20 protein-coding genes are annotated in these 22,794 nt (G+C 69.7%); 3 read left to right on the top strand and 17 right to left on the bottom strand.

All coding sequences use genetic code 11. From position 1 onward, the window contains the following. Positions 1 to 62: 62 nt before the first annotated feature. The 10 genes from BWI15_RS15650 to BWI15_RS15605 all read right to left on the bottom strand — a co-directional run bounded on the left by BWI15_RS15650 (position 63) and on the right by BWI15_RS15605 (position 10,293). Positions 63 to 1,394: a metallopeptidase TldD-related protein gene (locus BWI15_RS15650; protein ID WP_077015147.1), complete on the bottom strand. Its 1,332-nt coding sequence runs from the start codon at positions 1,392 to 1,394 to the stop codon at positions 63 to 65. After that, complete coding sequence (locus tag BWI15_RS15645; RefSeq protein ID WP_077015146.1) at positions 1,391 to 2,842, bottom strand: TldD/PmbA family protein; 1,452 nt, start codon at positions 2,840 to 2,842, stop codon at positions 1,391 to 1,393. Before BWI15_RS15645 ends, BWI15_RS15650 begins: the two co-directional genes overlap by 4 nt. Positions 2,843 to 2,938: 96 nt before the next feature. Next, positions 2,939 to 3,157, bottom strand: a complete 219-nt coding sequence (locus BWI15_RS15640) for a hypothetical protein (protein ID WP_077015145.1) — start codon at positions 3,155 to 3,157, stop codon at positions 2,939 to 2,941. After that, entirely contained in the window at positions 3,154 to 3,948 is a 795-nt protein-coding gene (locus BWI15_RS15635; RefSeq protein ID WP_077015144.1) for a COG4280 domain-containing protein, read from the bottom strand. Before BWI15_RS15635 ends, BWI15_RS15640 begins: the two co-directional genes overlap by 4 nt. Before the next feature lie 176 nt (positions 3,949 to 4,124). Continuing rightward, positions 4,125 to 5,120, bottom strand: coding sequence for a threonine/serine dehydratase (locus tag BWI15_RS15630; protein WP_083750797.1), 996 nt, complete (start codon positions 5,118 to 5,120; stop codon positions 4,125 to 4,127). Positions 5,121 to 5,129: 9 nt separating this feature from the next. Beyond that, on the bottom strand, positions 5,130 to 5,939 hold the full coding sequence (locus tag BWI15_RS15625) for an ABC transporter ATP-binding protein (protein ID WP_077015143.1): 810 nt from the start codon (positions 5,937 to 5,939) through the stop codon (positions 5,130 to 5,132). A gap of 9 nt (positions 5,940 to 5,948) precedes the next feature. Further along, positions 5,949 to 6,974 carry a FecCD family ABC transporter permease gene (locus BWI15_RS15620; RefSeq protein WP_077015142.1) on the bottom strand — a complete coding sequence of 342 codons (1,026 nt, stop codon included), beginning with the start codon at positions 6,972 to 6,974 and terminating at the stop codon, positions 5,949 to 5,951. Then, positions 6,971 to 8,032, bottom strand: coding sequence for a FecCD family ABC transporter permease (locus BWI15_RS15615; RefSeq protein ID WP_083750796.1), 1,062 nt, complete (start codon positions 8,030 to 8,032; stop codon positions 6,971 to 6,973). Before BWI15_RS15615 ends, BWI15_RS15620 begins: the two co-directional genes overlap by 4 nt. Before the next feature lies 1 nt (position 8,033). Next, a complete protein-coding gene (locus BWI15_RS15610; protein ID WP_168197319.1) occupies positions 8,034 to 9,056 on the bottom strand; it encodes an ABC transporter substrate-binding protein in 1,023 nt (340 codons plus the stop codon). Between the two features lie 43 nt (positions 9,057 to 9,099). Further along, positions 9,100 to 10,293: a C45 family autoproteolytic acyltransferase/hydolase gene (locus BWI15_RS15605; RefSeq protein WP_202817665.1), complete on the bottom strand. Its 1,194-nt coding sequence runs from the start codon at positions 10,291 to 10,293 to the stop codon at positions 9,100 to 9,102. A 191-nt stretch (positions 10,294 to 10,484) separates the two neighbouring features. On the opposite strand from BWI15_RS15605, the gene BWI15_RS15600 reads away from it, so the two are divergent. Then, entirely contained in the window at positions 10,485 to 11,402 is a 918-nt protein-coding gene (locus BWI15_RS15600) for a MurR/RpiR family transcriptional regulator (RefSeq protein WP_077015141.1), read from the top strand. Between the two features lie 28 nt (positions 11,403 to 11,430). Here the strand turns inward: BWI15_RS15600 and BWI15_RS15595 are convergent, their stop codons facing one another. The 6 genes from BWI15_RS15595 to BWI15_RS15565 form a co-directional block, all read right to left on the bottom strand. Then, complete coding sequence (locus BWI15_RS15595) at positions 11,431 to 12,012, bottom strand: Chromate resistance protein ChrB (protein ID WP_077015140.1); 582 nt, start codon at positions 12,010 to 12,012, stop codon at positions 11,431 to 11,433. A 55-nt stretch (positions 12,013 to 12,067) separates the two neighbouring features. Next, positions 12,068 to 13,840 carry an FAD-binding protein gene (locus BWI15_RS15590; RefSeq protein ID WP_077015139.1) on the bottom strand — a complete coding sequence of 591 codons (1,773 nt, stop codon included), beginning with the start codon at positions 13,838 to 13,840 and terminating at the stop codon, positions 12,068 to 12,070. Next, positions 13,837 to 14,556 (bottom strand): VIT1/CCC1 transporter family protein, encoded by a 720-nt coding sequence (locus BWI15_RS15585; protein ID WP_077015138.1) that lies wholly within the window; start codon positions 14,554 to 14,556, stop codon positions 13,837 to 13,839. The genes BWI15_RS15590 and BWI15_RS15585 overlap by 4 nt, the downstream gene beginning before the upstream one ends. A gap of 78 nt (positions 14,557 to 14,634) precedes the next feature. Then, positions 14,635 to 16,434: an aldehyde dehydrogenase family protein gene (locus BWI15_RS15575; RefSeq protein WP_193432166.1), complete on the bottom strand. Its 1,800-nt coding sequence runs from the start codon at positions 16,432 to 16,434 to the stop codon at positions 14,635 to 14,637. A 1-nt stretch (position 16,435) separates the two neighbouring features. After that, positions 16,436 to 18,880 (bottom strand): aconitate hydratase AcnA, encoded by a 2,445-nt coding sequence (acnA, locus tag BWI15_RS15570; RefSeq protein WP_077015137.1) that lies wholly within the window; start codon positions 18,878 to 18,880, stop codon positions 16,436 to 16,438. Next, positions 18,880 to 19,992 carry an isocitrate/isopropylmalate dehydrogenase family protein gene (locus BWI15_RS15565; protein WP_077015136.1) on the bottom strand — a complete coding sequence of 371 codons (1,113 nt, stop codon included), beginning with the start codon at positions 19,990 to 19,992 and terminating at the stop codon, positions 18,880 to 18,882. Before BWI15_RS15565 ends, acnA begins: the two co-directional genes overlap by 1 nt. 177 nt (positions 19,993 to 20,169) lie before the next feature. On the opposite strand from BWI15_RS15565, the gene BWI15_RS15560 reads away from it, so the two are divergent. After that, positions 20,170 to 20,868, top strand: a complete 699-nt coding sequence (locus BWI15_RS15560) for a GntR family transcriptional regulator (protein ID WP_077015135.1) — start codon at positions 20,170 to 20,172, stop codon at positions 20,866 to 20,868. A gap of 80 nt (positions 20,869 to 20,948) precedes the next feature. Then, positions 20,949 to 21,947 (top strand): GDSL-type esterase/lipase family protein, encoded by a 999-nt coding sequence (locus tag BWI15_RS15555; protein ID WP_077015134.1) that lies wholly within the window; start codon positions 20,949 to 20,951, stop codon positions 21,945 to 21,947. Here BWI15_RS15555 and BWI15_RS15550 read toward each other — a convergent pair. After that, complete coding sequence (locus BWI15_RS15550; protein ID WP_202817664.1) at positions 21,931 to 22,788, bottom strand: alpha/beta fold hydrolase; 858 nt, start codon at positions 22,786 to 22,788, stop codon at positions 21,931 to 21,933. The two genes, BWI15_RS15555 and BWI15_RS15550, sit on opposite strands and share 17 nt — an antisense overlap. Positions 22,789 to 22,794 lie beyond the last annotated feature (6 nt).

Genomic DNA, 22,794 nt, shown 5'->3' with positions numbered 1-22,794 from the left:
CAGCAGCGCCCCGCGGGTTATGAGCACGCATCGCGGGGCGCTGCTGGTACAGGTGACGCCGCTCAGGACAGGACCAGAGGGCCGGCGTCGATCAGCAGGGACGGGACGACGATGCTGTCCATGAACGTCTGGTCGCAGATCTCGCGGGTCGCGCCGACCCCGATCACGGCGTTCAGCACCTCGTCCATCCGGAAGGTGAAACGCAGCTGCGGGTGCCAGGCGACCAGCTTCCCGTCCTCGGCCCAGTACGTCGCGTCCCGCGTGGTGCCGGTGACGAGGGTCTCGGTCGGGTGCTGCACGCGCAGGTAGTCGAGCCGGTTCACCACCAGGCCGCTGCCGGTCTCGGCGAGCAGCTTGTCCTCGGTCGACTCCCCCGCGTCGAGCAGCAGGTGCGACGGAACCGGGTCACCGCCGAACCGCCAGCCGTCCGGTACGGCGTGCCCGGTCGGTACGCCGCCGGTCAGGCCCGCGCGGCGCCGGTCGGACACGACACCGGTCAGCACGCCGTGGTCGATCAACGGGGCCCGGCGGCGAATGTTGCCTTCGGCATCAAAGCTGCTGACCAGTCCGGCCGGGTCGGTGGCGTCGTCGACCAGGGTGAGCAACTCGCTGACGACCTGCTCACCCATCCGGCCGCTGACCGCCGACCGGCCGGTCGCGTAGTGGTGCGCGCCGAGCGCCCAGAAGGCGTAGGTGGCGATCAGGCTGTTCACGGCCTGCGGCTTCAGCAGCACCCGGCAGGTGCCGTGGTGCTGCTCGCGCACCGGCAGTGGCGCCAGAGCTTCTCGCAACCGCCCGGGAATCTCCTCGACCCGGATCTGGTCGGCGTCGCGGTGCACGAGCTTCACACTCGCCGACCGGTCGTCCTGTTTGGCGATCGCCTGGATCGACGCCTTGGTCAACGTCTCGGCCCGGAACAGCCCGGACGAGTTCGCCACCACCCGATCCAGTACGTCGAACCGAATCGCCCCGCCCAGCTTCGCGGAGTCACCCAAGCCGTCCCGTACGGTCGAGAACCACTGATGCCGAACCGCCGGATCGGCCTCCAGCACGGATGCTGCCGGCTTCTCGACCTCACCAGGAGACTGTGCAACCACGGTCTCTTCCAGCGTCTCCTCGGCACCAGGTGAAGCCGGGAGATCTGCCATCGCGGCGTTCAAGCGCCCCGCCAGCGTGCGGACTGCTTCGGGCTCCAACGTCTCCAGCGTTCCCGCGGCCGACCGGCCGGCCCGCTTGATCCGCACCCTCACCCGCAGCCGTCGTTCGCTGTGCTGCGCCGTGACCTCCGACTCCGCGTAGCGCAGCAGGTCGGCGTTCTCGCCGAGCACGTCCAGGCGGGTCCCGTCGCCGAGGATCTCCAGCGCCTGCTCGACCTGGGTCTGCTCGATCGTCATCGTCCCACCTGCACCTTCTGGAAACGGCCGGGAACCGTGCCGTGGCCGACGTGGGCGACCTGCAGCGGCTCACCCTTGTTGCACGACGGGACACCGTGCAGTTTCCACTCGTCCGGTCCACCGAGCGCGTCCAGGCTCGCCCAGAACTTCGGCGTGACGCTCTCGTAGCTGCAGTTCTTCAGCAGCCGGCCGAGCTTGCCGTCGCGGATCTCCCAGCCCACCTCGGTGGTGAACCGGAACGACATCCGCTGGTCGTCGATCGAGAAGCCGCGATTGGTCTCCACGAAGATCCCGCGCTTGGTGCCGGCGATCATCTCGGCCAGCGAGGACTCGCCCGGCTCCAGGCAGATGTTCGTCATCCGGACCAGCGGCAGGCGCTGCCAGCCGTCGGCGCGGGCCGCGCCGGTCGACTCCAGCCCGAGCGCCGCGGCCGACTCCCGCCCGGACATGTAGTCGAGGAAGATGCCGTCCTTGATCACCTGCGTGCGCTGGGCCGGCACGCCCTCGTCGTCGTACGCGAACGAGCCCAGGCCGCCGGGAATCGTCGCGTCGGCGTACGCCGAGACGATCGATGAGCCCCAGCGGAAGTTGCCGCGGCGTTCGGGGGTCGCGTAGGTGCCGCCGGCCAGGCTCGCCTCGGTTCCGAGCGCCCGGTCGGCCTCCATCGGGTGCCCGGCGCACTCGTGCAGCACCATCGCCAACTGGTTGCTACCGGCAATCAGCGTGGTGACCTCGTCCGGGCACTGCGGCGCGGTCAGCAGCGCGACCGCCTCGGCGGCGATCCGGGACGCGTTCTCCACCAGGCCGAGCGACATGACGTGCTCCCAGCCCGCGGTGGCGAAGTCGCCGCGCTGGCCGCGGATCTGCCGCGGTACACCCTGCGGGAAGGAGCGCCGCTGCAGGTCGTTGCCGTCACCGGCGTTCACCAGCAGCCCGCCGCCACTCTCGGTCAGGGTCTGCTCGATCAGCGCGCCCTCGGTGTTCGCGAACACCTTGTGGTCGCGGTAGAAGTCGACCGAGGCCTCGATCTGCCGGACCAGCGGTCCGGCGGTCGAGGCCTCCTTCACGGTCGCCGACAGCAGGTCGAGCTTGGTCGACAGCGCGACCTGGAACGGGTCCACCGCCATCGGCGACGACCAGGTCGCCCGGGTGGTGACCGGCGACCCGAGGGCGACCCGGCCAGCTCCCCCGGCGGCCCGCGCCTGGCCGACGGCCTGCGTGATCACGGCGTCGAGACCGCGCGGGTCCAGCCGGTGCGTGGCGGCGAATCCCCAGTGGCCACCGACCACGACCCGAAGCCCCAGGCCGAGCGAGTCGTCGTACCCGACCTCGCCCGGCCCGTCGAGCTCGACCAGGACCTGCTCGTGCGTGCGGTGCACCACCCGGACGTCGGCGTAGCCCACATCGGCGGGGAGCAACGCGAGCAGGGCTTCGGCGATGTCGCGCATGTGACCTCCTTCGGGACGGATCTTGCTGCTGAGCGCCTCGCAGTCACCGTAACAGTCACTACGAGGCGCTGTGAAGATGTCGCAGACGCTACAACGTCATCTCTTCTTCGGCCGGACGTCGATCGCCAGGCTGATCGCGAACGCGACCACCAGCAGCACGCCACCCAGCAGCGTCAGGCCGGTGTCGCCGAAGAGCTCCACCGTCATCGCGACATACAGCGCGACCAGTGCGAGCACGACCGCGACGGCGATCTTCCAGTCGTCACCGATGATGAAGTCGTACCAGAACTGCCCGAAGGACTTGAGGAACTTCATTTCTTCGCCTCCACCACGACGTCTGCGGGCGCGGCCGGAGCCGCGGGGGTCTTGAGCACGGCGACGAACACCCGGCTGAGCACGAGCCACGCGATCAGCAGGCCGATCAGCGCCAGGTCGTGGCCGGGCCAGTCGAGGCTCTCGTGGTCACCGCGGAAGATGCCGATGCCCTCGACGGCCCAGTAGGTGCCGAAGGTCGCCAGCAGCAGGCCCACGCCGTACTTGAGCAGGTTCTCGTTGATCATCGACAGCGGGCGGCGCAGCGCGATCGCGATCACCAGCACCACCGCGACGGCGGCGAGCGCACCGGCGCTGGCGCCCGGGATGTTGTCGGCGTTCAGGCCGAAGGTGATCACGATGAAGACCACCTCCATGCCCTCCAGGAACACGCCCTTGAACGAGACCATGAACGAGAACATGTCGACGCTGCCGGTGCTCTTGCCGGCGGCCTTGGCGGCCGCGACCTCTTCCTTGTAGATCGCCGCCTCGTCGTGCACGGCTTTTCGTCCCGACGATCTCAGGATTGCCTTGCGCAACCACTGCAACCCGAAGATCAGCAACAGTCCGCCGATCGCCAGTTGCAAGGCCGACTCCGGCAGGAAGGTGGCCAGCGCATAGCCGGCGAACACCGTCACCACCGCGAGCGCGCCGAGCGCCGCCAGCGTGCCGAGCAGCGCCGACTTCCAGCTCCGGGTGTAGCCCATCGCCATCACGATCGTGGTGGCTTCCACCATCTCCACGAAACACGCGACGAACGTCGCGATGATCAGGCCCCACGTTGCCGCGTCCATCACTCACTTCCTTCAGCTCGATGCAACAGATGCTTCACTTGAACGATAGTTACACGGTTTTGAAGGTGTCAACGCGTCGTCCCAAAAAGTTGCTCAGGGCAACTTTTGGGCAGGCTGAAGCGCCCGGCGGCCCCGAGTCCGCGAGGCCGGCCGGGCGCTCGCCGCGCCGGGAGGGGTCAGGCCAGCGCGGCCACCAGGGTGCTCGCCGAGATGTTGCCGCCGCACGACACGACCGCGACCCGCTTGCCTTCCAGCTCGGTCCGCCGGGCCCGTGCGGCCGCGAAGGCCATCGCCGCCGACCCCTCGATCAACTGGTGCTCGGTGTCGATCACCATCCGCAGCGCGGCCGCGATCGCGTCCTCGCTGACCAGCACCCAGTCGTCGACCAGGTCCCGACACAGCGCGAAGGTGATGCTGCCCGGCTCGACGCTGCCGGCCGTCCCGTCGGACAGGCTCTCCAGCCCTTCGACCTGGACGATCCGGCCGGCCTCGACCGAGGCCGCCATCGGTGCCTCACGCACCGGTGACGCACCGATCACCCGGATCCCCGGCCGATGCTTCTTCAGCACCGAGGCGATCCCGCTGACCAGTCCGCCACCACCGACGGCGACGACCACCGCGTCGAGTTGCTGCCCGGCCAGCTGCTCGAGGATCTCCACGCCGACCGTGCCCTGCCCGGCAACGGTGTCCGGGTCGTTGTACGGCGAGACGTAGGTGAGGTCGTGCTCTTCGGCGTACGCCCTGGCCTTCGGTTCCAGGACGCCGGAGTCGAGTCCTTCGGCCCGCAGCTCCAGCCCGAAGCGGCGCAGTGCGGCGACCTTGCCCGGCGCGGCGTTCTCCGGCAGGTAGACGATGCCGCGACCGCCGAGCGTCGCCAGCGCGTTGCCGACCCCGAGCCCGTGATTGCCGGTCGACGCGGTGACCACCCCACGATCGCGCTGCTCGGGCGTCAGGGTGAGGATCTTCGCCATCGCGCCACGCGCCTTGAACGACCCGGTGCGCTGCTGGTGCTCACATTTCACCAGCACCTCCGCCCCGAGCTCCTCGCTGAACGCGTCGAACCGCACCATCGGGGTGATCGGCAGGTGTTTGCGCAACGCCGGTGCGACGCGCTCGGACCGCGCCGCGATCCCGGCCGGCGTCGGTGCTGCCTCGGTGAACTGCTCGCTCATACGTTCCCCTTATCCGGAGGCCACCGCGAGCTGGGTCCGCAGACCGGCTCGCAGCGGGATGCACATCGGTTTGCCACTGACAGGATGCGGTACCACCTTCGACTCCACCCCGAACACGTCGCGGATGATCTCGCAGGTGAACACGTCCTCGGGCGTCCCTTCGGTGATCAACGTGCCGGACTTCATCACGAACACGTGGTCGGCGTACTCGGCCGCCATGTTGAAGTCGTGCAGCACCATCGCGACCGTCTTGCCCTGCTCGTGGTTGAGCTGGGCCAGCAGATCGAGCACCTCGAGCTGGTAGGCCACGTCCAGGTACGTCGTGGGCTCGTCCAGCAGGATCAGGTCGGTGCCCTGAGCCAGGCACAGCGCGATCCAGACGCGCTGCCGCTGGCCACCGGACAGCTGGTCGACGTGCTGGTGGCGCAGGTCCGCCGTACTGGTGACCTCCATCGCCCACTCGACCGCTTCCTTGTCGGCTGTGCTCGGCACCTTGAGCGACGTGCGGTGCGGGTGGCGCCCGAACCAGACCAGGTCCTCGACCGAGATCGACTCCGGCGCGGCCAGTACCTGCGGCAGGATCGCCAGCAGCCGGGCGACCTCCTTGGTCGGCGTGTCCTGGATCGATTTGCCGTCCAGGACCACACTGCCCTTGGAGGGCGGCAGCAGCCGGGCCAAGGCCCGCAGTGCGGTGCTCTTGCCGCAGCCGTTCGGTCCGATCAGCACGCTGACCTTGCCGTCCGGAATGGTCAGCGTCAGGTCCTTGGCGATGACCTTCTGGTCATAGGCCAGCTGGACCCCTTGTGCCTGCAGTCGCATGGCGGTCTCCTACTTTCCGGTCTTCACGAGCAGGTAGAGGAAGTACGGGCCGCCGACGACAGCGGTGACCAGTCCGGCGGGGATCTCCAGCGGTGGAGCGAGTCCGCGGCCGAGCATGTCGGCGACCAGCATCAGCAGGACACCGAAGACCGCCGCGGACGGAATCGAGGCGAGGTGCCGGCCACCGAAGACCCGGCGGGCCATGTGCGGCGCGATCAAGCCGACGAAGCCGATCGTGCCGGAGACCGCGACCGCCGCGGACGCCAGCGCGACCGCGAACAGCAGCAGGATCCGGCGGGTCCGCTCGACCGGCTCCCCCAGGCCCGCGGCCAGATCGTCACCGAGCCCCAGGACGTCGAGCTTGCGGGCCCAGATCACGATCAGCGGCACCAGTACCAGCACCCACGGCAGGATCTCCAGCACCGAGCGCATCGACCGGCCGAACAAGCTGCCGGTCAGCCAGATCAGCGCGGCGCTGACGTCGAGCGGGTTGCGGACCAGCAGGAACCGGATGCCCGCCTCGAACGCCGCGCTGACCGCGATCCCGACCAGCGCGATCCGGACCGGCGTCGCGCCCTTGCGGTAGGCCAGCACGTAGACCAGCCCAGCGGCCACCAAACCGCCGATGAAGGCGGCCGGCACGACGGCGAACACCGGCAGGCCCGGAATCGCCAGCAGGAGCAGCATGCCCGCGAAGCCGGCGCCCTTGGTCACCCCGATCACGTCGGGGGCGGCGAGCGGGTTGCGAATGACGCCCTGCATGACGGCGCCGGACACGGCCAGCGCGATGCCGACCAGCCAGGCGAGCAGGACTCTCGGCAGCTGGAAGTCCACCACGATCTGGGCGGCCTGGTTCGAGGTGTCGCCGACGAGGGCACTGAAGACGTCGCCGAGCGAGACTTCGGTGGCGCCGACGCTGAGACTGTAGAAGCTCAGCAGCACGGCGAGCGCCCCGAGCGACCCCATCAGGATCGCGGGATGCCGCTGCGCCAGCGACGTCCGCCGGACGTGCTGCGCGACGATCGTCGTAGTCATGAGGTCACCTTCTGCCGACGGGCCAGGTACACGAAGATCGGTGCGCCGATCAGGGCCGTCACGACTCCGGCCGGGACCTCGAACGGCGGTTTGACGAAGCGGGACAGGATGTCGGCGTACAGCACCAGCACCCCACCGCCGATCGCGCACAGCGGCAGCAGCACGGTGTAGCTGGACCCGACCAGGCGGCGCATGATGTGCGGGACGATCAGGCCGATGAAGGCGACCGGGCCGGCCACCGACACCGCCGCACCGCACAGCACGATCACCAGCGCCGACCCGAACATCCGGGTCCGCTCGATGTTCTGTCCCAGGCCGCGGGCCATGTCGTCGCCGAGGGCCAGCAGGTTCAGCGGACGGGCCAGCGCGAACGAGCCGATCAGCCCGAGCACCAGCCACGGCAGCAGGTTGCGGATGTCGTGCCAGGCGGCGAAGTTGACGCCGCCGACCAGCCAGAACAGCACGCTGTCGGTGGAGTTCTCGTCGAAGATGATCAGCACCTGGGTCAGCGAGATCAGCAAAGTGCTCGCCGTGACACCGGCCAGCGCGAGCCGGATCGGACTGATCCGTCCCCGGCCCGACCCGGCCAGCATCATCACCGAGATACCGGCCGCGGCGGCGCCGCCGAAGGCCAGCAGGATGGTCGGAGCGCCGGACAGCGACGGCACGATCGTGATCGCCAGGACGACCACGAGCACGGCGCCGGCGTTGACGCCCATGATCTCGGGCGCGGCCAGCGGGTTGGCCGCGACCGCCTGCATCAGCGCACCGGCGACCGCCAGGGCGGCGCCGACGCACAACGCCAGCACCACCCGCGGCAGCCGGATCGACTGGATGATCATCTCGTCCGGCTGGTCGGCCTTGAAGATCGCGGCCGGCAACCGGGTCAGCGAGATCTGCTGGCTGCCGATCGACAGGGCCCAGGCGACGCCCACGACGACCACCACCACCAGCGCCAGCGTCACCCAGGTGACCCGCTGCTTGTTGGTGACGATCTTCGGCGCCTTGTGGTCGCCGGTCGTGCCGGGCTTGGGCAAGGTGCCCGTGGACGTGGTCATGTCACTTCCCGTAGAGCAGCTTGACGGCTTCCTTGGCGACGACCTCGGCGGCGATCAGGCCCCGCGACCGGGACCACTCGTTCGGGTCCACGTCGAAGGTCGCGTTGTTCTGCACCGCCGGCAACTGCTTCCACAGCGGGCTCTTGGTCCACTGGTCGCGCAGCGTCGGGCCTTCGTTCGCGGCGATGAACAAGATGTCCGGCTTGTTGGTGACCAGCGTCTCCAGGGTGAGCGAGACCGACGCGTCGCCGGAGTCGTCCGGCAGCGACGACGGGATCCCGATCACCGACAGCACACCGGGCGTGTAGGCCTTCGGCGGGAACCCGGTGAAGGCCTTCTCCGAGGCCCGGACGAACAGCGCCTTGCGGGTCTCGCCGGCCGGCGCCTGGGCCTTCAGGTCGGCCATCGTCTTGGCGTGTTCGGCCAGCCGGGTTTTCATCTCGTCGCACTTGTTCACCGCGATCGCGGTCGACATCTCGCTGTCCAGCACCTGCTGGTAGTTGCCGTTCAGGCTGGGGTAGGCGATGGTCGGCGCGATCTTCGACAGCTGGGCGTAGATCGCCTTGTGCCGGCCGGAGTCGGCGACGATCAGGTCCGGCTTCAGCGCGGTGATCACCTGGATGTTCGGCGTCGCCCGCAGCCCGACCGACTTGTACGCACCGACCTTGTCGCGCAATGCGGCAATGATGCGCTTGGGCTGGTCGTCGTCGGCGACACCGACCGGGGACATGCCGACCGCGACCAGCGCGTCGACGAAGGAGTACTCCAGCGCCACCACCTTGGTCGGGTTGCCGGTGACCGTGGTGGTGCCGAGGTCGTGCTTGATCGTGCGCGAGTCCTTGCCGCACTGGTCGGTGTTGACGTCCGAGCTGACCCCCTGGGCGGCGGCGGCGCGGTCGGCGTTCGGGGCGGCGCCAGTGGCCGGCGAGGAGCTGGAGCCGCCGCAGCCGGACAGGGCGGCCGCGGCGGCGGTCAGGGTGAGGATGGCGGCAAGGCGCCGGCCCTTCGAAGCGGTGTGGGACATGACGTGTGCTCCTGGTCTAGGCAGAGCAAAGCGGGGACGTGGTTCATCCGCGACGAGCGAGGGACATCGCCGGAGCGGGAACATCGGGCCGGTCCTGCGGACCGGGGCCGTCGTACAAGTTCCAGGGCGCCTGCTGATAGCTGTGGGTGCAGGGCAGACCGGGGGTCAGGCGATAGGTGCCGGTGGTCAGGTCGACCAGGCTGGACACGATGGTTTCGTTGCGGTCGAGCGTGTGCCGGCGCGGGTCGGCGTGCTGGCAGACGGCGTTCGGGTGACCGAAATGGTCGCTCATCGTGGTCTGGACGATGCGCGCGACCGCTTCCTCGGTGGTTCCGTCGAGGCGGACCTGCGCCAGGCCCTGCTCGACCCGGGGCAACCGGTAGAGCGAGTCCACCGAGAACGGCTTGTAGGTGTCGTTGATCTGCGGCGGGACGAAGGACTGGAAGTGGTTGCCGTGGACGAGCAGCCCGTCCGTCGGGTACATCCAGCCGTGCCGGCCCGGGGTGGTCTCGACGTCGATGGCGAAACCGTCGCGGTGGGTCAGCAGGATGTTGCTGGACAGGCTCTGGCGGGCGTCGAAGATCGCCCGGAGCGCGTCGTGCAGGTCCCAGCACTCGAGCGCCTTGCGGCGTACGACGGTGCCGGGGACGCCGAGCCCGGAGCCGAAGCCGGCCCCGAGTCCGTTGGCGTTCAAGGCGATGCCGGCCGAGTTCGCGCCGTGCCGGGCGACCTGCCCGGCCTCGACGTGGCCGATGATCGTCGGCTTCCCGGGCTGCTCGATCCGCAGCACGACCACGGTGTCGGCGACGCCGGAGTACAGGTCCCAGTTCTGGCCGGCGTACACGTGGCCGATCGGGTTCGCGGCCGGCAGCAGCGCGAACGACGTACAGCCGTCGTCGGTGCTGCCGTCGCCGGCCGGTGCTGCGGTGCCGAACGGGTCGCCGCGCAGCAGCTCACCGCGGACGTTCAGCGCGAGGATCTCCTCGAAGGACCGGTTCGCGCCCAGTGCGATGCCACGGATCTCCTCGACCAGGTCGGGCGCGAAGCCCTCGATCAGCGGAACCCAGTGCGGGGCGCGGGCGACCACGTCGGCCCAGGGCAGACCGGTCGCCCGGGCGACCGACTGGGAGTAGAAGTCCAGCGAGCGCTCGATCGGGGCCCGCGCCGCCTCGCCGTACTGCGCGCCGCGGTCACGCGCCTCGGCGGCGGAGATCTCGATGGTCTGCAACTGGGTCACGGGAGTCGCTCCAGGAGATGGACGGGAAGTGGCTTCGTTGTGTTCATTACGAATATTGAGTTGACCGTAGTGATTGCTACAATCGCTGTCAACGGGTCGGCGAATCCGGTTACCTGGCGGTGATCTGGAACCTTCGGGTGACATGATCGGAAGGTGTCCGGCGAACTACTGTGAGGCGAGGAGCTGTGTCCGTGGCCAAGACCCCGACCTTGCAGGAGCGGGTGGCGAGCCGGAGGAGCTCGCTGACCACCACCGAGCGCAAGATCGCCGAGTACCTTGCCGCCCATCCCCAGGAGGCGGCGTTCTCGTCGGCCGAGGAGATCGGCAAGGCCACCGGCACCAGTGACGCCAGCGTGGTCCGGACCGCCAAGGCGCTCGGCTTCGACGGTCTGCCCGGCCTGAAGCGTTCACTACAGGGCCACCTGCAGAAGCTGCTCACCCCGGCGAACCGGCTCAGCAACAGCCTGCAGAGCATCACCGACGGACCCGAGGCGATGCTCACCGCGACCCTGCGCGACCACGTCGAGCGGTTGCAGGCCGCCGAGCACACCCTGGACGGCGCCGAGTTCCGGCGGGCGGTCGAGCTGGTCGGGGCAGCCCGCGAGACACTGGTCTGCGGTTTCGCCGGCCTGGGCGGGATGTCGGACTACATCGCCACCCACCTGACCAGGATCGGTCACCGGGCCCGGACGGCGTCCGACACCGGTTACCGGCTGGCCGACCGGCTACTGCTGCTCGGCCCCGAGGACGTCGTGGTGACGATGGCGCACAACCGGATCAACCGCGAACTGCGGGTGATCCTCGACCACTGCCTCCAGGTCGGCGTCCCGGTGATCCTGCTGACCGACACCCTCGGTGAAGCCCTGCGCGACAAGGTGGACGTCGTCCTGTCGGCACCGATGAGCCGGCCCGGCACGTTCACCAGCCAGGCCACCGTACTCATCCTGCTGGAGGCACTGACGATCGCCGTGGCCGCACAGGATCGCGACCGGGCACTCGCCGCCACCGAGAAGATGAACACGCTGCGCGAGGAACTGAACGGCTACGGCCTGACCGACGAAACCTCGCTGGTGCTGCCCCGGCCGAAACGCCGGCCGCGACGGAAGTGATCGGTCACCGGGCCGGGAGCGGGGTCGGTCAGACCTTGCCCTCGGTCCGTTCGTAGACGTCGGCCTCGAACTCCTCCAGCAGGCGTTCACACTCGGCCACCTTGGCCCGTGCGAGCTCCTTGCCGTCGGCATCCAGCCAGTCCCGGTCCTCCACCTTGGCCAGCCAGCGCCGCAGCTTCTCCAGGTCCTGCCGGATCTCCTCGGCCTCCTCGAACGTGTAGTTCTCGCGGAACCGCTCGAACTCGATCTCCTTGACGAACTTGGTCTCGCACTCCTCGACGATCTCGGCGTACTCCTTGGCCGACTGGCTGCGGAAGCCCTCCACGAACTGGTTCCGCGCGTCGTCGTCGACGTCGGTCAGGGTGAGGAAGACGCTCGAGCCGCCGAGCTCGCTCACCTTCTCCCGGACCTTCGCCATACCGGCGCGCAGTTCCTCACGGTCGGGCAGGACGCAGACCGCCTGCTGCACGTAGAACCCGCCGAGCCGCTTCAGCTCCCGCCACACTGCCACCCGGGCCCGCGACGAGTCGCTGGGCACCTTGTAGATCAGCAGCAGCCAGCTCTCCTTGCTCGCGCTGGTTGCCGCTTTGCTCCGCCGGGTCGTCGCCATGCCGGACAGGTTATCCGGCCGATCGGGTACGGCGGGGCGCTGTGGGTCGCGCGGTTCAGCTGTCGGCACGTCCGGCTCGCGTTCGCAGGCCGTCGACGAGGTGTGGCATCACCTCCTGCCAGTCCGCGACCAGACCGACGTCGCAGTGCGCGAACACTGGCGCGGCCGGGTCGGTGTTGATGGCCAGAACGGTCCCGGCCCGGCTGGCGCCGGCCAGGTGATTGTGGTTGCCGGACAGGCCGACCGCGAAGTACATCCGCGGGGCCACGCTCCGGCCGGTGATGCCGAGCTGACGGCCGTGCGGCAGCCAGCCCTCGTCGGTGACCTTGCGGGTCGCGGCAAGCTCGGCGTTCAGCAGCTCGCGCAGCGGTTCCAGGTCGCCGTACTGCGTGGGGTCGACACCGCGACCGACACCGATCACCACGACCGCGCGGTCGAGCGCGTCACCCTCGTGGCCGCTACGGCGGTCGATGCGGGTGATCGCCGGGTCCTGCTCGACCGGCAGCACCTGGTGATCGAAGGCGTGCGGTTCGCGCGGGCGCAGCAACGGCAGCATGCCGGTGCGCAAGGTCGCGATCTGCGGGGAGCCGTAGCTGACGATCTCGGCCAGGGTGCCACCGCCGGACGGCTTCAGGCCCACCAGCAGTCCGTCGGTGTTCACGCTCAGGCTCACCAGGTCGGACATCAGCCCCGCGCCCAGCGACACCGCGAGCCGAGCCAGTACTTCCCGCTCCCACGGCAGAGCGCCTGCCACGACAGCCCAAGGAGCCACATCGGCGAAGCACTTCGCCAGCACTCCAGCGACCGGGCGAGGGTCGTCGCCGGTCAAGGACACCACGGAGTCGGCACCCCAGCGCACGAGGTCGCTCGCGTCGGCACCGTCATCAGTCCGTACGGCGACGACGGAGCCGCCCACCTCGACCGCCAGCGCGGCGGCCGACCCCAGCAGAGCCCTCGTGCACTCGTCGGGAGCGGGTCCGGTCAGCGCGACCACTGCCTGTGGACCGTTCATCGGAAGAGGAACTGTCTGCAGGGATTCGGGCTGGTGGGTGAAGGTGTCGAAGCAGCCTCGGGCGAGGAGTTCGGCGATGGCTCGGTCGGCTTGGCGTTTGGGGGTGCCGCGGAAGATGACAGGTTCGCGGGTGAGGCCGAGGGGGCGGACGCCGGTGACTCGGGTGGGGCTTGCGGTGAGGCCCCAGCGGGCGGCGGGGAGGGCGGCGGTGGTGACGTGGCGGATGGTGTCGCCGGCCGGCCACTGCTCGGCCGGGACCTTGCACGGTGAGCACGAGCGTTCGGCGACCGCGACGACGGCGGGCAGGTCGACCACCACCGACTCGGTGCCGTTGTCGTACTGGACGACGGCCCGCACGCGGTGGTCCTCGACCTCCAGGTCCAGCACCGGGCCGACGAACGGAAGCCCGAGCAACTCGGCGAGCATCGCGCCGATCGCCCCGGTGCTGCCGTCGACCGAGCTCGCGCCGACCAGCACCACGTCGGCCTGATCGACCACCCCGGCCAGCGCGCGGGCGGTGACCAGGCAGTCCGACCCGGCGAGCACCGGATCGCTCAGGTGCACCGCGTCGTCGATCCCCCACCCCATCGCCTCGCGCAGCACGTCGGCCGCCGACGGCGGGCCCATCGTGATCGCCGTACTGCGTCCACCGGACTCCTGCGCGAGCCGTACGCCCTGGGCCACGGCCCGCCGGCACCACGGGTTCATCTCCGTGACGTTGCCACCTCGTTCGAGACGGCCGTCGGCGTCCAGGCGACCGTCATGGTCGCCTTTCGGCACCTGCTTGGTCAGCACGGTCACGCGCAGCGGCTTCACGACAATCCGGTCCCCACCGCTAGACCGATCAGGAAGGTCACGCCGGCGGACAGCCCGCCGAGCAGCAGCTGCCGGCCGCCGCCGTACCAGAACGGGCGGGCGGTGATCTTCGCGACGATCCCGCCGGTGACCACCAGCCCGATCGCGCTCAGCACCAGCGCGGGCCACACACTCATCACCCCGAACAGGAACGGCAGCAGAGGAATCACCGCACCCACCGCGAAGGCCGCGAACGACGACCCGGCGGCGACCCAGGGCGACGGCAGGTCGTTGGGGTCGACGCCGAGCTCCTCGCGCACGTGCACGTCGAGCGCGACCTCCGGGTCGGCGGTCAGCTCCTTGGCCACCTGCTCGGCGAGCTCGGGCCGCAGGCCCTTGGCCTCGTACATCATCGCCAGCTCGCGCAGCTCGTCCTCGGGGTGGGCCTTGAGCTCGCGCCGCTCGGTCTCGATCTCGGCCTGCATCAGCTCGGTCTGCGACGACACCGAGGTGAACTCCCCCGAGGCCATCGAGCAGGCTCCGGCGACCAGACCGGCCAGTCCGGTCATGATCACCACCTTGGGACTCGCACCGCCGCCGACCACACCGGCGACCAGCGCGAAGTTCGACACCAGGCCGTCCATGACGCCGAAGGTGGCCGGGCGCAGCCAGCCACCGGTGACGTCCCGGTGCGAGTGGTGGATCTCGGCCGGCTGGCCGACGACGTCCGCGGTCATCTCTGCAGTTCCTTCCGGAAGAATTTAGGTGAGCGTAACCTTCGCTCTAACGCATCACCTGTTACATCATGCTAAACGTTACTTTCCTGCTGTGGCAACGGCTCCGCGGTCCCGATCCGACAGATGGGCCACCGTGACGCCGGAAGCGGTCAGCGTCCGGGTCACCGCCCGGCCGCCGTAGACCCAGTAGATGACCAGCTCGTCGTCGCCCACGTTGAGGAAGTGATGCGGTACGCCGGCCGGCACCCAGGTCGCGTCACCGGCGCGCAGCTCGACCCGGTCGCCGCCGATCACCGCGACCGCGCTGCCGCGCACGATCAGCACCGACTCCTCGACGTTGTGCGAGTGCAACGGGATCTGCGTACCGACCGCGAACGTCGTCGTACCGGTGGTGACGCCGTTGTGCGCGCTGTTCCAGCTTCCGACGTACGGCGTGGTGACGACGCCGTTGCCGCGGTCGAAGAGCCCGACCTGGTCCGGCCGCACGACCAGACACTCCGACTCCGGCGTGGTCGCCGGACCGACCCAGACGGTTTTCACGTTCATGAACTCGCGCATCCCGTGCGGCCCGAGCTCCCGGCCGTATCCGGATCGCTTGATCCCGCCGAACGGCAGCCGCGCGTCCGAGGCAACCATGCCGTTGACGAACACGGCACCCGCCGCGAGCTCCCGGCTGTACCGCTCGGCCCGGTCCGGGTCGCCGGTCCACAGCGCGGCTCCGAGCCCGAACTCGGTCAGGTTGGCCAGCCGGATCGCGTCGTCCGCGTCGGCCGCGCGCGTGATCGCGGCGAGGGGCCCGAACGTTTCTTCGTCGAACGCGGCCGTTCCCGGTACGACGTGATCGAACACCGTCGGCTGGTAGTAGTAGCCCGGCCGGTCGACCGGTTCGCCACCGCGCAGCAGCTTCGCCCCGGCCTCGACCGTACGACGGGTCTGGTCGTGCAACGTGTCGCGCAGGTCCGCGCGCGCCAGCGGACCGATCGTCGTCGTGGTGTCCAGCGGGTCGCCGACGACCAGCCGATCGGTCGCCGCGCAGAAGGCGTCGACGAACTCGTCCGCGACGGCTTGCTCGACGATGAAGCGCTTCGCGTTGACGCAGCTCTGCCCGACGTTGACGAAGCGTGCCTTGACCGCGGTCTCCGCGGCGGCCTGCACGTCCGCGTCCGCCAGCACGACGAACGGGTCGGAGCCGCCCAGCTCGAGCACCTGCTTCTTCAGGGCCGCGCCGGCCTGGGCCGCGATGATCGTGCCGACCTCGGTCGAGCCGGTGAAGGTGACCGCGGCGATCCGGTCGTCGGCGATCAGCGTCGCGACCTGCCTGGTCTCCACCAGCAGCACCTGGACCAGGCCCTCCGGCGTACCGGCGGCGTGCAGGACGGCGGCGATGGCGAGCGCACACTGCGGGACCGAATTCGCGTGCTTGAGCACGATGCCGTTGCCCGCGGCAAGGGCAGGGGCGGCGAACCGGAAGAACTGCCAGAACGGGTAGTTCCACGGCATCACCGCGAGCACCACGCCGAGCGGGTCGTAGACGATCCGGCTCTGGCTCGCCGTACTGCGGACCGGCTCGTCGGCGAGGAAGCCGATCGCGTTCGCCGCGTAGTACTCGCAGGTGACCGCGCACTTCTCGATCTCGGCCAGCGCCTCGGTCAGCGGCTTGCCCATCTCCTGCGTGATCAGCAGGGCCAGCTCGCCGGACCGCTCGCGCAGCGTGCTCGCCAGGCGGCGCAGCAGCTCGGTGCGTTCGCCGACCGGAGTCTGCCGCCAGCGGGCCTGGGCGGCCGTCGCGGTGGTCAGGCGTTCGTCGATCGACTGCGCCGAGTCGGGATCGAACGCGGCCAACTGCTCGCCGGTGGCCGGGTTGACGGAACGGATCATCTCAGAGCTCTCCTGCCTTCAGACGCTGCAGCACGTAGGGCAGGACGCCGCCGTGCCGGTAGTACTCGGACTCCCGCGGGGTGTCGAGCCGGATCCGCATCCGGTACGTCCGGCCGTCCGACGTGACGGTCGCGAACCCGTCGTCGCCGAGGGCGACGTCGATCGGGTGCTCGCCGGTGAGGTCGTCGCCCTCGCCGGGAACGAACTCCAGCGGGAGGATGCCCATGCCGACCAGGTTGGACCGGTGGATCCGCTCGAACGACTGCGCCAGGACGGCCCGTACGCCGAGCAGTGCGGGCCCCTTGGCCGCCCAGTCGCGGGACGAGCCGGTGCCGTAGTCCTTGCCTGCGACAACAACTACGGGGATGCCTTCGGCCTTGTACGCTTCGGCCGCGTCGTAGATCGGGAGCAGTTCGCCGTCCTTGGTGGTGACGCCGCCTTCCACTCCACCGGCCAGCGCGTTGCGCAGGCGGAGGTTGGCGAAGGCGCCGCGCATCATCACCAGGTGGTTGCCGCGGCGGGAGGCGTAGGTGTTCAGCTCCTGGACGCCGAGGTCACGTAGGTAGCGGCCGGCCACGCTGTCGGGCGGGATCGCGCCGGCCGGCGAGAGGTGGTCGGTGGTGACCGAGTCGCCGAGCCGGACCAGCGCCCGGGCGTTCTTCAGATCACCCGGCTTCGCCTCCAGCTCCAGGTACGGCGGACGCCGCAGGTAGGTCGAGTCGTCTTCCCACTGATAGGTCCGGCCGGTCGCGACGTCGAGACCTCGCCACCGTTCGTCGCCGGCGAACACGTCGGCGTACGCGGTGGTGAACATCTCCGGCTTGAGCGCGCACCGGATCACCTCGTCGATCTCGGCACGCGTCGGCCAGAGATCCTTCAGGTAGACACCGTCGGCGATCGGCTCGGTCAGCAGGTCGACCCCCATCCGCCCGGTCAGCGCGTAGGCGACCACGAGCGGTGGCGAAGCCAGGTAGTTCTGCCGCACGTCGGGCTGGATGCGGCTCTCGAAGTTCCGGTTACCGGACAGCACGGCGGCGACCGAGAGGCCCTTCGCGCGCACCTCTTCGGCGACCCCGTCGACCAGCCCGCCGGATGCCCCGATGCACGTCATGCACCCGAAGCCGGCGAGATGGAACCCGAGCTTCTCCAGGTACGGCGTGAGCCCGGCCGCGGCGTAGTAGTCCATTACCACCCGCGATCCGGGCGAGAGTGTCGTCTTCACCCAAGGCTTGGTTTCCAGCCCGAGCTCGACCGCTTTCTTGGCGACCAGCCCGGCGGCGACCATGACGCTTGGGTTGGAGGTGTTCGTGCAGGAGGTGATCGCCGCGATCACTACGGAGTTGTCCGAAAGCTCTTCATCTGTTGACTTCCCGACGGTGGAAGCCACTTTGGAGAGTGGGATCCGCTGGTGCGGGCGGTTCGGACCGGCGATCGAGGCGACCACCTCCGACAGATCGACCGTCAGCTCCTCGTCGTACTGAAGCTCTGTGGTGTCGTGCCAAAGCCCCTGTTCCTTCGCGTAGTTCTCAACCAGAGCGACATGCTCGACAGAACGACCCGTGAAGCGCAGGTAGTCCAGCGTCTGCTCGTCGATCGGGAACCACGCGACGGTCGACCCGAACTCCGGGCTCATGTTCGCGATCGTCGCGCGATCCGGCACCGGGAGATCCGCCAGCGCCGGACCGTGGAACTCCACGAACTTCCCGACGACACCATGCGCCCGCAGCTGTTCGGTGATCGTCAGCACCAGATCGGTCGCGGTCGACCCCGGCGGCAACGCGCCGACCAGCCGAACACCGACCACCTTCGGCACCAGCATCGAGATCGACTGCCCGAGCATCGCCGCCTCGGCCTCGATCCCGCCGATCCCCCAGCCGAGGACTCCGAGCCCGTTCACCATCGTGGTGTGCGAGTCGGTCCCCAAGCACAGATCCGGGAACGCCTGACCGTCGCGCACCTCGACCACCCGGGCCAGCTTCTCCAGGTTGACCTGGTGCATGATGCCCGATCCCGGCGGCACCACCTTCAACCGCTCGAACGCTTCCTGTCCCCAGCGCAGGAACCGATACCGCTCACCATTGCGCCGGTACTCCAGCTCAACGTTGCGCTCCAGCGCGTCCGGCCGCCCGAACACGTCGGCGATCACGGAGTGGTCGACCACCAGCTCGGCCGGCACCAGCGGATCGACCCGTGCCGGGTCCCCGCCGAGCGCCACCATCGCGTCGCGCATCGCCGCCAGATCGGCCAGCACCGGTACGCCGTTGGTGTCGTGCAGGAACACCCGCGACGGGAACACCTCGAGCTCACCGGTTGCCCCCGGCACCCAATTCCGCAGTACGCCGGTCTCGGTGCCGTGCCGCAGCGCGTTCTCCAGCAGGATCCGCAGCGTGCGCGGCAGGTGGTCCGGGGCGGACCATCGCAGCGGCTGGTAGTCGGGCGCGATCATCAGACCGCACCCGCCGCGGCAGTTTCGGCGGCCGATGCGCTTGCGCTGGTCGCGATCGCCTTGGCGACAGCCGAGCCGAACTCCGCCGTACCGGCGGTGCCGCCGAGATCCCTCGTACAGACCCCGGACCGGATCGTGGAGAACAGCGCGTCGTCGATCAGTTCGGCGGCCGCGGTCGCCGCCGGGTCGTCGCAACGCCGGCCGATCCAGTCCAGCAGCATGCCGCCGGAGCCGATCATCGCGGTCGGGTTGGCCAGGTCGCGGCCGGCGATGTCGGGCGCGGAGCCGTGCGCGGCCTGCGCCATCGCCCGCTCGGCCGACGCGTTCACCGACGGCGCGATGCCGAGCGACCCGGCCAGTTCGCCGGCCAGGTCGGACAGGATGTCGCCGAACATGTTCTCGGTGACGATCACGTCGAAGTCGGCGGCGCGACGGACCAGGTGCACCGTCATCGCGTCGATGTGGAAGTCGTCCACGACGACCTCCGGGTAGTCCGCGGCGATCTCGCGGCAGATCGTCAGGAACATGCCGGTCGAGGTGCGCAGCACGTTCGCCTTGTGCACCACGGTCAGCTGCCGGCGCCGGCGCCTGGCCAGTTCGAACGCCTCCCGCGCGATCCGCTCGATCGCCGGGCGGGTGAACACGCCCATCGCGATCGCGACGTCCTTGGTCGGCATGTACTCACCGGTGCCGGCGAACGTGTTGCGGTCGGCGTAGAAGCCCTCGGTGTTCTCCCGGACCACCACCAGGTCGGTCCCGCGATCGTCGAACGACCGGGCCGGCCGGATGTTGGCGTACAGGTCGAAGTGCTTGCGGATGGCACCGCTCGGGTTCAGCTGCGAGCGGTGCGGTTCCGGGTACGCCGCGCTGTCGTGCGGGCCGAGCAGCCAGCCGTCCAGCTCGCCGAGCGTCTCCAACGTCTCCGGCGGCAGCGCGCTGCCGTGCGTCTCGATCGCCGCGGCACCGAGCGGCAGCGGGACCCACTCGATCGGGGCCGCGCCGGCCCGGGCGACGGCCGCGTCCATCACCTCGACCGCGGCCGGCACGATCTCCGGGCCGATGCCGTCGCCGAGCAGGATGCCGAGCCGATAGCGGCGGGGGGTGGCGTTCACGCTGGGTTCCTCTCCTCGGGATCGACGCCCACTGTGCTTCGTTATAACCTGTTTGGTCAAGGGCTCGGTGCGATGCAGTGTTTGCGTTAGTTTGGTTGGTTATCCTGGCCTAACTCGTTATAACGAGCCGCAGCAGCAGCGGTGCGATAAGTTTGAGCCCCGGTCGAGGGAGGTGCGATGGACGAGCAGAACGGGACCCGGCCGACCAAGGCGGAGGCGGCGTACGGGTTGGTCCGCGCGCGCATCCTGAGCGGCGAACTGGTCGCCGGAGCGGTGATCCAGCAAGGACCGCTGGCCCGCGACCTGGGCATCAGTACGACGCCGCTGCGCGAGGCGCTGCGCCGGTTGATGAGCGACGGGCTGGTCGAGCTGGACGCGCACCGTGACGCGCGCGTCACCCCGCTGACCGCGGAGGAGGCGCGCGACCTGCTGGAGATCCGGCGGTCGCTCGATCCGCTGGCGGCAGGGCTCGCGGCCGAGCGTCGTACGCGGGAGGAACTGGAGCTGATCCGGCAGTCGGCGTCCGGACTGCGTCCGCTCCGGACGGACCCGGGGACGGCCGAATTGGAGACGCACCGGCGGTTCCATGCGGCGATCTACACCGCATCGCACAACCAGTTGCTGATCCAGACGCTGGACGGGCTGTGGGACAAGGCCGACCGGTACCGGCGATTGGCGCTGGAGAGCGGACGGTCCGAGGAGGACCTCGAGCGCACGCGCGCGGATCACCTCGCGCTGGTCGACGCGATCGCCGCCCGCGACAGCGAGACCGCCGCGGCCGTGATGCTCGCGCACGTCGACGCCAGCCTCGGCGCCCGCGCGGCGAGCCGGCTGACCACGCCGTCGGCGTACGAGGCGGAGGGGACGCATGTCTGAGTCGCCGTTCTCGCGTGGAACTGAGTCGCCGTCCTCGCGTGGAGCCGGGTCGCCGCCCTTGCCTGCGAGCGAGTGCACGGATGGCTGAGCCGCTCTGGACGGGATACCGCTTCCGCGAGGTCGACGCGGACGGGTGGTCGACGTTCTGGCGGCTCGATCCGCGCGGACAACCGCGCGCACTGCACGACTGGCACGGCCGCGCCGATCGGCCAGGCCACCGGTTGTGGTCGCGCGCCGCGACACCCGCCGGGGTCCGGGCGTCGTGGCGGACGACGGCGACCGAGGTGCGGCTGGAGCTCCGGGCCTCGCTGGACATCTACAGCACGATCGCGCCGGTCGACTTCCTGGTCGACGGCGAGCTGTACCGGCGCTGTGAGGTGTCGATCGGCGAACAGACCATCGCCGTCGACCTTCCCGGCGATTCGGTGGAGCTGACGATCTGGCTGCCCCAGGCCGGCGCGATCGGCGTACGGGAGGTCGGTTTCACCGGCGACGCGGTCCCGTCACCGCCGACCGGCCCGCGGTGGATCACCTACGGCAGCTCGATCACCCAGTGCACCGGCGCGTACGGCCCGTCCGAGACCTGGCCCGCGCTGGTGGCCCGCCGGCACGGCTGGGACCTGACCGCGATGGGCTTCGCTGGCGAGTGCCACCTCGACCCCATCGCGGCCCGCACGATCCGCGACACCCCCGCCCGGCTGATCTCCCTGTGCCTGGGCATCAACATCTACGGCGGCGCGACGTTCAGCGGCCGCACGCTACCCGGGCAGGTCGAGTCGTTCCTCCGCACGGTCCGCGACGGCCACCCGCACACCCCCATGGTTCTGATCACCCCGATCGTCGCCCCGGAAATCGAAGGCACCCCGAACGAGGTCGGCCTCACCCTCGACGACATCCGCGCCTGCGTCGAACTCGGCGCCCGCTCCCTCGCCGACCCCGACCTGCAACTCATCGACGGCCGCACCGTGCTCACCGCCGACGAGGCCCGCGCCCTGTACGCCGACGAGCTCCACCCCGGCCCCGACGGCTACCGCCTGATCGCCGACCGCCTCGCCCCGCTGCTCACCCTTCCGCTCTGAGCACTTCCGCCAGCTTCACCGCGAACGCTTCGTACTCACTCCCGAATCCGCCGTGATCCCCGGGGAACACAACCGCCTGGTGCCCCAGCCGCTCCGCCAACACCCGAGCCGCCCGAGCCCACGGTTCCTCCTTCGACCCACTCCCGACCCCGACAACAACGTCGGCCTCGGACAACGCCCCCAGCTCCACCCTGTACTTGGCGAACGACGGCACCTCGTACCCGATGAAGACCTCGAAGTTCTGCTGCATCCGCGCCTGAACGTCGGCACTCGGCTCGGCCATGGACCCCGGCCCGAGCTCGTCGGACTCCGCCGAGTCGTCCGGGACAGCATCTTCGGCAGCCTCACCCCCGGCGAAGGCCGCATTGAAAACCTCCAGCGCAGGCCACGCCCCCTCCGCCCGGAAGGTCGCCTCGACCTCGTCCATCAACTCACCCCAGCGAGCGTGATTCGGAAGCAGATCGAACAGCGGCGGTTCATGGGCGACGACCGTACGAACCAGTTCGGGGTGCCGAGCGGCAAGCTCGAGCGCAATGATCGCGCCGGAGCTGTTCCCGAAGACGTCAGCAGCTTCCCCCGGCGAAACCACCTCCAGCAGCCGCCGAGCATCCTCGGCATGAGTCTCGATCCGCTGCGCCTCCGGCGGCCCGTCAAGCGGACTCCGCGAGTTGCCACGCCGGTCGTAGGTGACCACGGTGTACCGATCCGCAAACCGCTCGGCCAGCGGCGCGAAGGCCTCCGCGTCGTACACCCCACCACAGACGAACAGCAGAACCGGCCCGGAGCCACGAACCTCGTAGTACAGGCTGGCGCCGGCAACTTCCAGCACATCGGTCTTCATCAACAT

This window comes from Kribbella sp. ALI-6-A, from assembly GCF_001984195.1.
GTDB lineage: Bacteria > Actinomycetota > Actinomycetes > Propionibacteriales > Kribbellaceae > Kribbella.
This window is presented reverse-complemented; position numbering and strand designations above follow the sequence as displayed.

Bases quoted from the DNA above. Each gene is read 5' to 3' on its own strand.
- BWI15_RS15650 (WP_077015147.1), bottom strand. From the start codon at position 1,394: ATGACGATCGAGCAGACCCAGGTCGAGCAGGCGCTGGAGATCCTCGGC.
- BWI15_RS15645 (WP_077015146.1), bottom strand. From the start codon at position 2,842: ATGCGCGACATCGCCGAAGCCCTGCTCGCGTTGCTCCCCGCCGATGTG.
- BWI15_RS15640 (WP_077015145.1), bottom strand. From the start codon at position 3,157: ATGAAGTTCCTCAAGTCCTTCGGGCAGTTCTGGTACGACTTCATCATC.
- BWI15_RS15635 (WP_077015144.1), bottom strand. From the start codon at position 3,948: ATGGACGCGGCAACGTGGGGCCTGATCATCGCGACGTTCGTCGCGTGT.
- BWI15_RS15630 (WP_083750797.1), bottom strand. From the start codon at position 5,120: ATGAGCGAGCAGTTCACCGAGGCAGCACCGACGCCGGCCGGGATCGCG.
- BWI15_RS15625 (WP_077015143.1), bottom strand. From the start codon at position 5,939: ATGCGACTGCAGGCACAAGGGGTCCAGCTGGCCTATGACCAGAAGGTC.
- BWI15_RS15620 (WP_077015142.1), bottom strand. From the start codon at position 6,974: ATGACTACGACGATCGTCGCGCAGCACGTCCGGCGGACGTCGCTGGCG.
- BWI15_RS15615 (WP_083750796.1), bottom strand. From the start codon at position 8,032: ATGACCACGTCCACGGGCACCTTGCCCAAGCCCGGCACGACCGGCGAC.
- BWI15_RS15610 (WP_168197319.1), bottom strand. From the start codon at position 9,056: ATGTCCCACACCGCTTCGAAGGGCCGGCGCCTTGCCGCCATCCTCACC.
- BWI15_RS15595 (WP_077015140.1), bottom strand. From the start codon at position 12,012: ATGGCGACGACCCGGCGGAGCAAAGCGGCAACCAGCGCGAGCAAGGAG.
- BWI15_RS15585 (WP_077015138.1), bottom strand. From the start codon at position 14,556: ATGACCGCGGACGTCGTCGGCCAGCCGGCCGAGATCCACCACTCGCAC.
- BWI15_RS15575 (WP_193432166.1), bottom strand. From the start codon at position 16,434: ATGATCCGTTCCGTCAACCCGGCCACCGGCGAGCAGTTGGCCGCGTTC.
- acnA (WP_077015137.1), bottom strand. From the start codon at position 18,880: ATGATCGCGCCCGACTACCAGCCGCTGCGATGGTCCGCCCCGGACCAC.
- BWI15_RS15560 (WP_077015135.1), top strand. From the start codon at position 20,170: ATGGACGAGCAGAACGGGACCCGGCCGACCAAGGCGGAGGCGGCGTAC.
- BWI15_RS15555 (WP_077015134.1), top strand. From the start codon at position 20,949: ATGGCTGAGCCGCTCTGGACGGGATACCGCTTCCGCGAGGTCGACGCG.
- BWI15_RS15550 (WP_202817664.1), bottom strand. From the start codon at position 22,788: ATGAAGACCGATGTGCTGGAAGTTGCCGGCGCCAGCCTGTACTACGAG.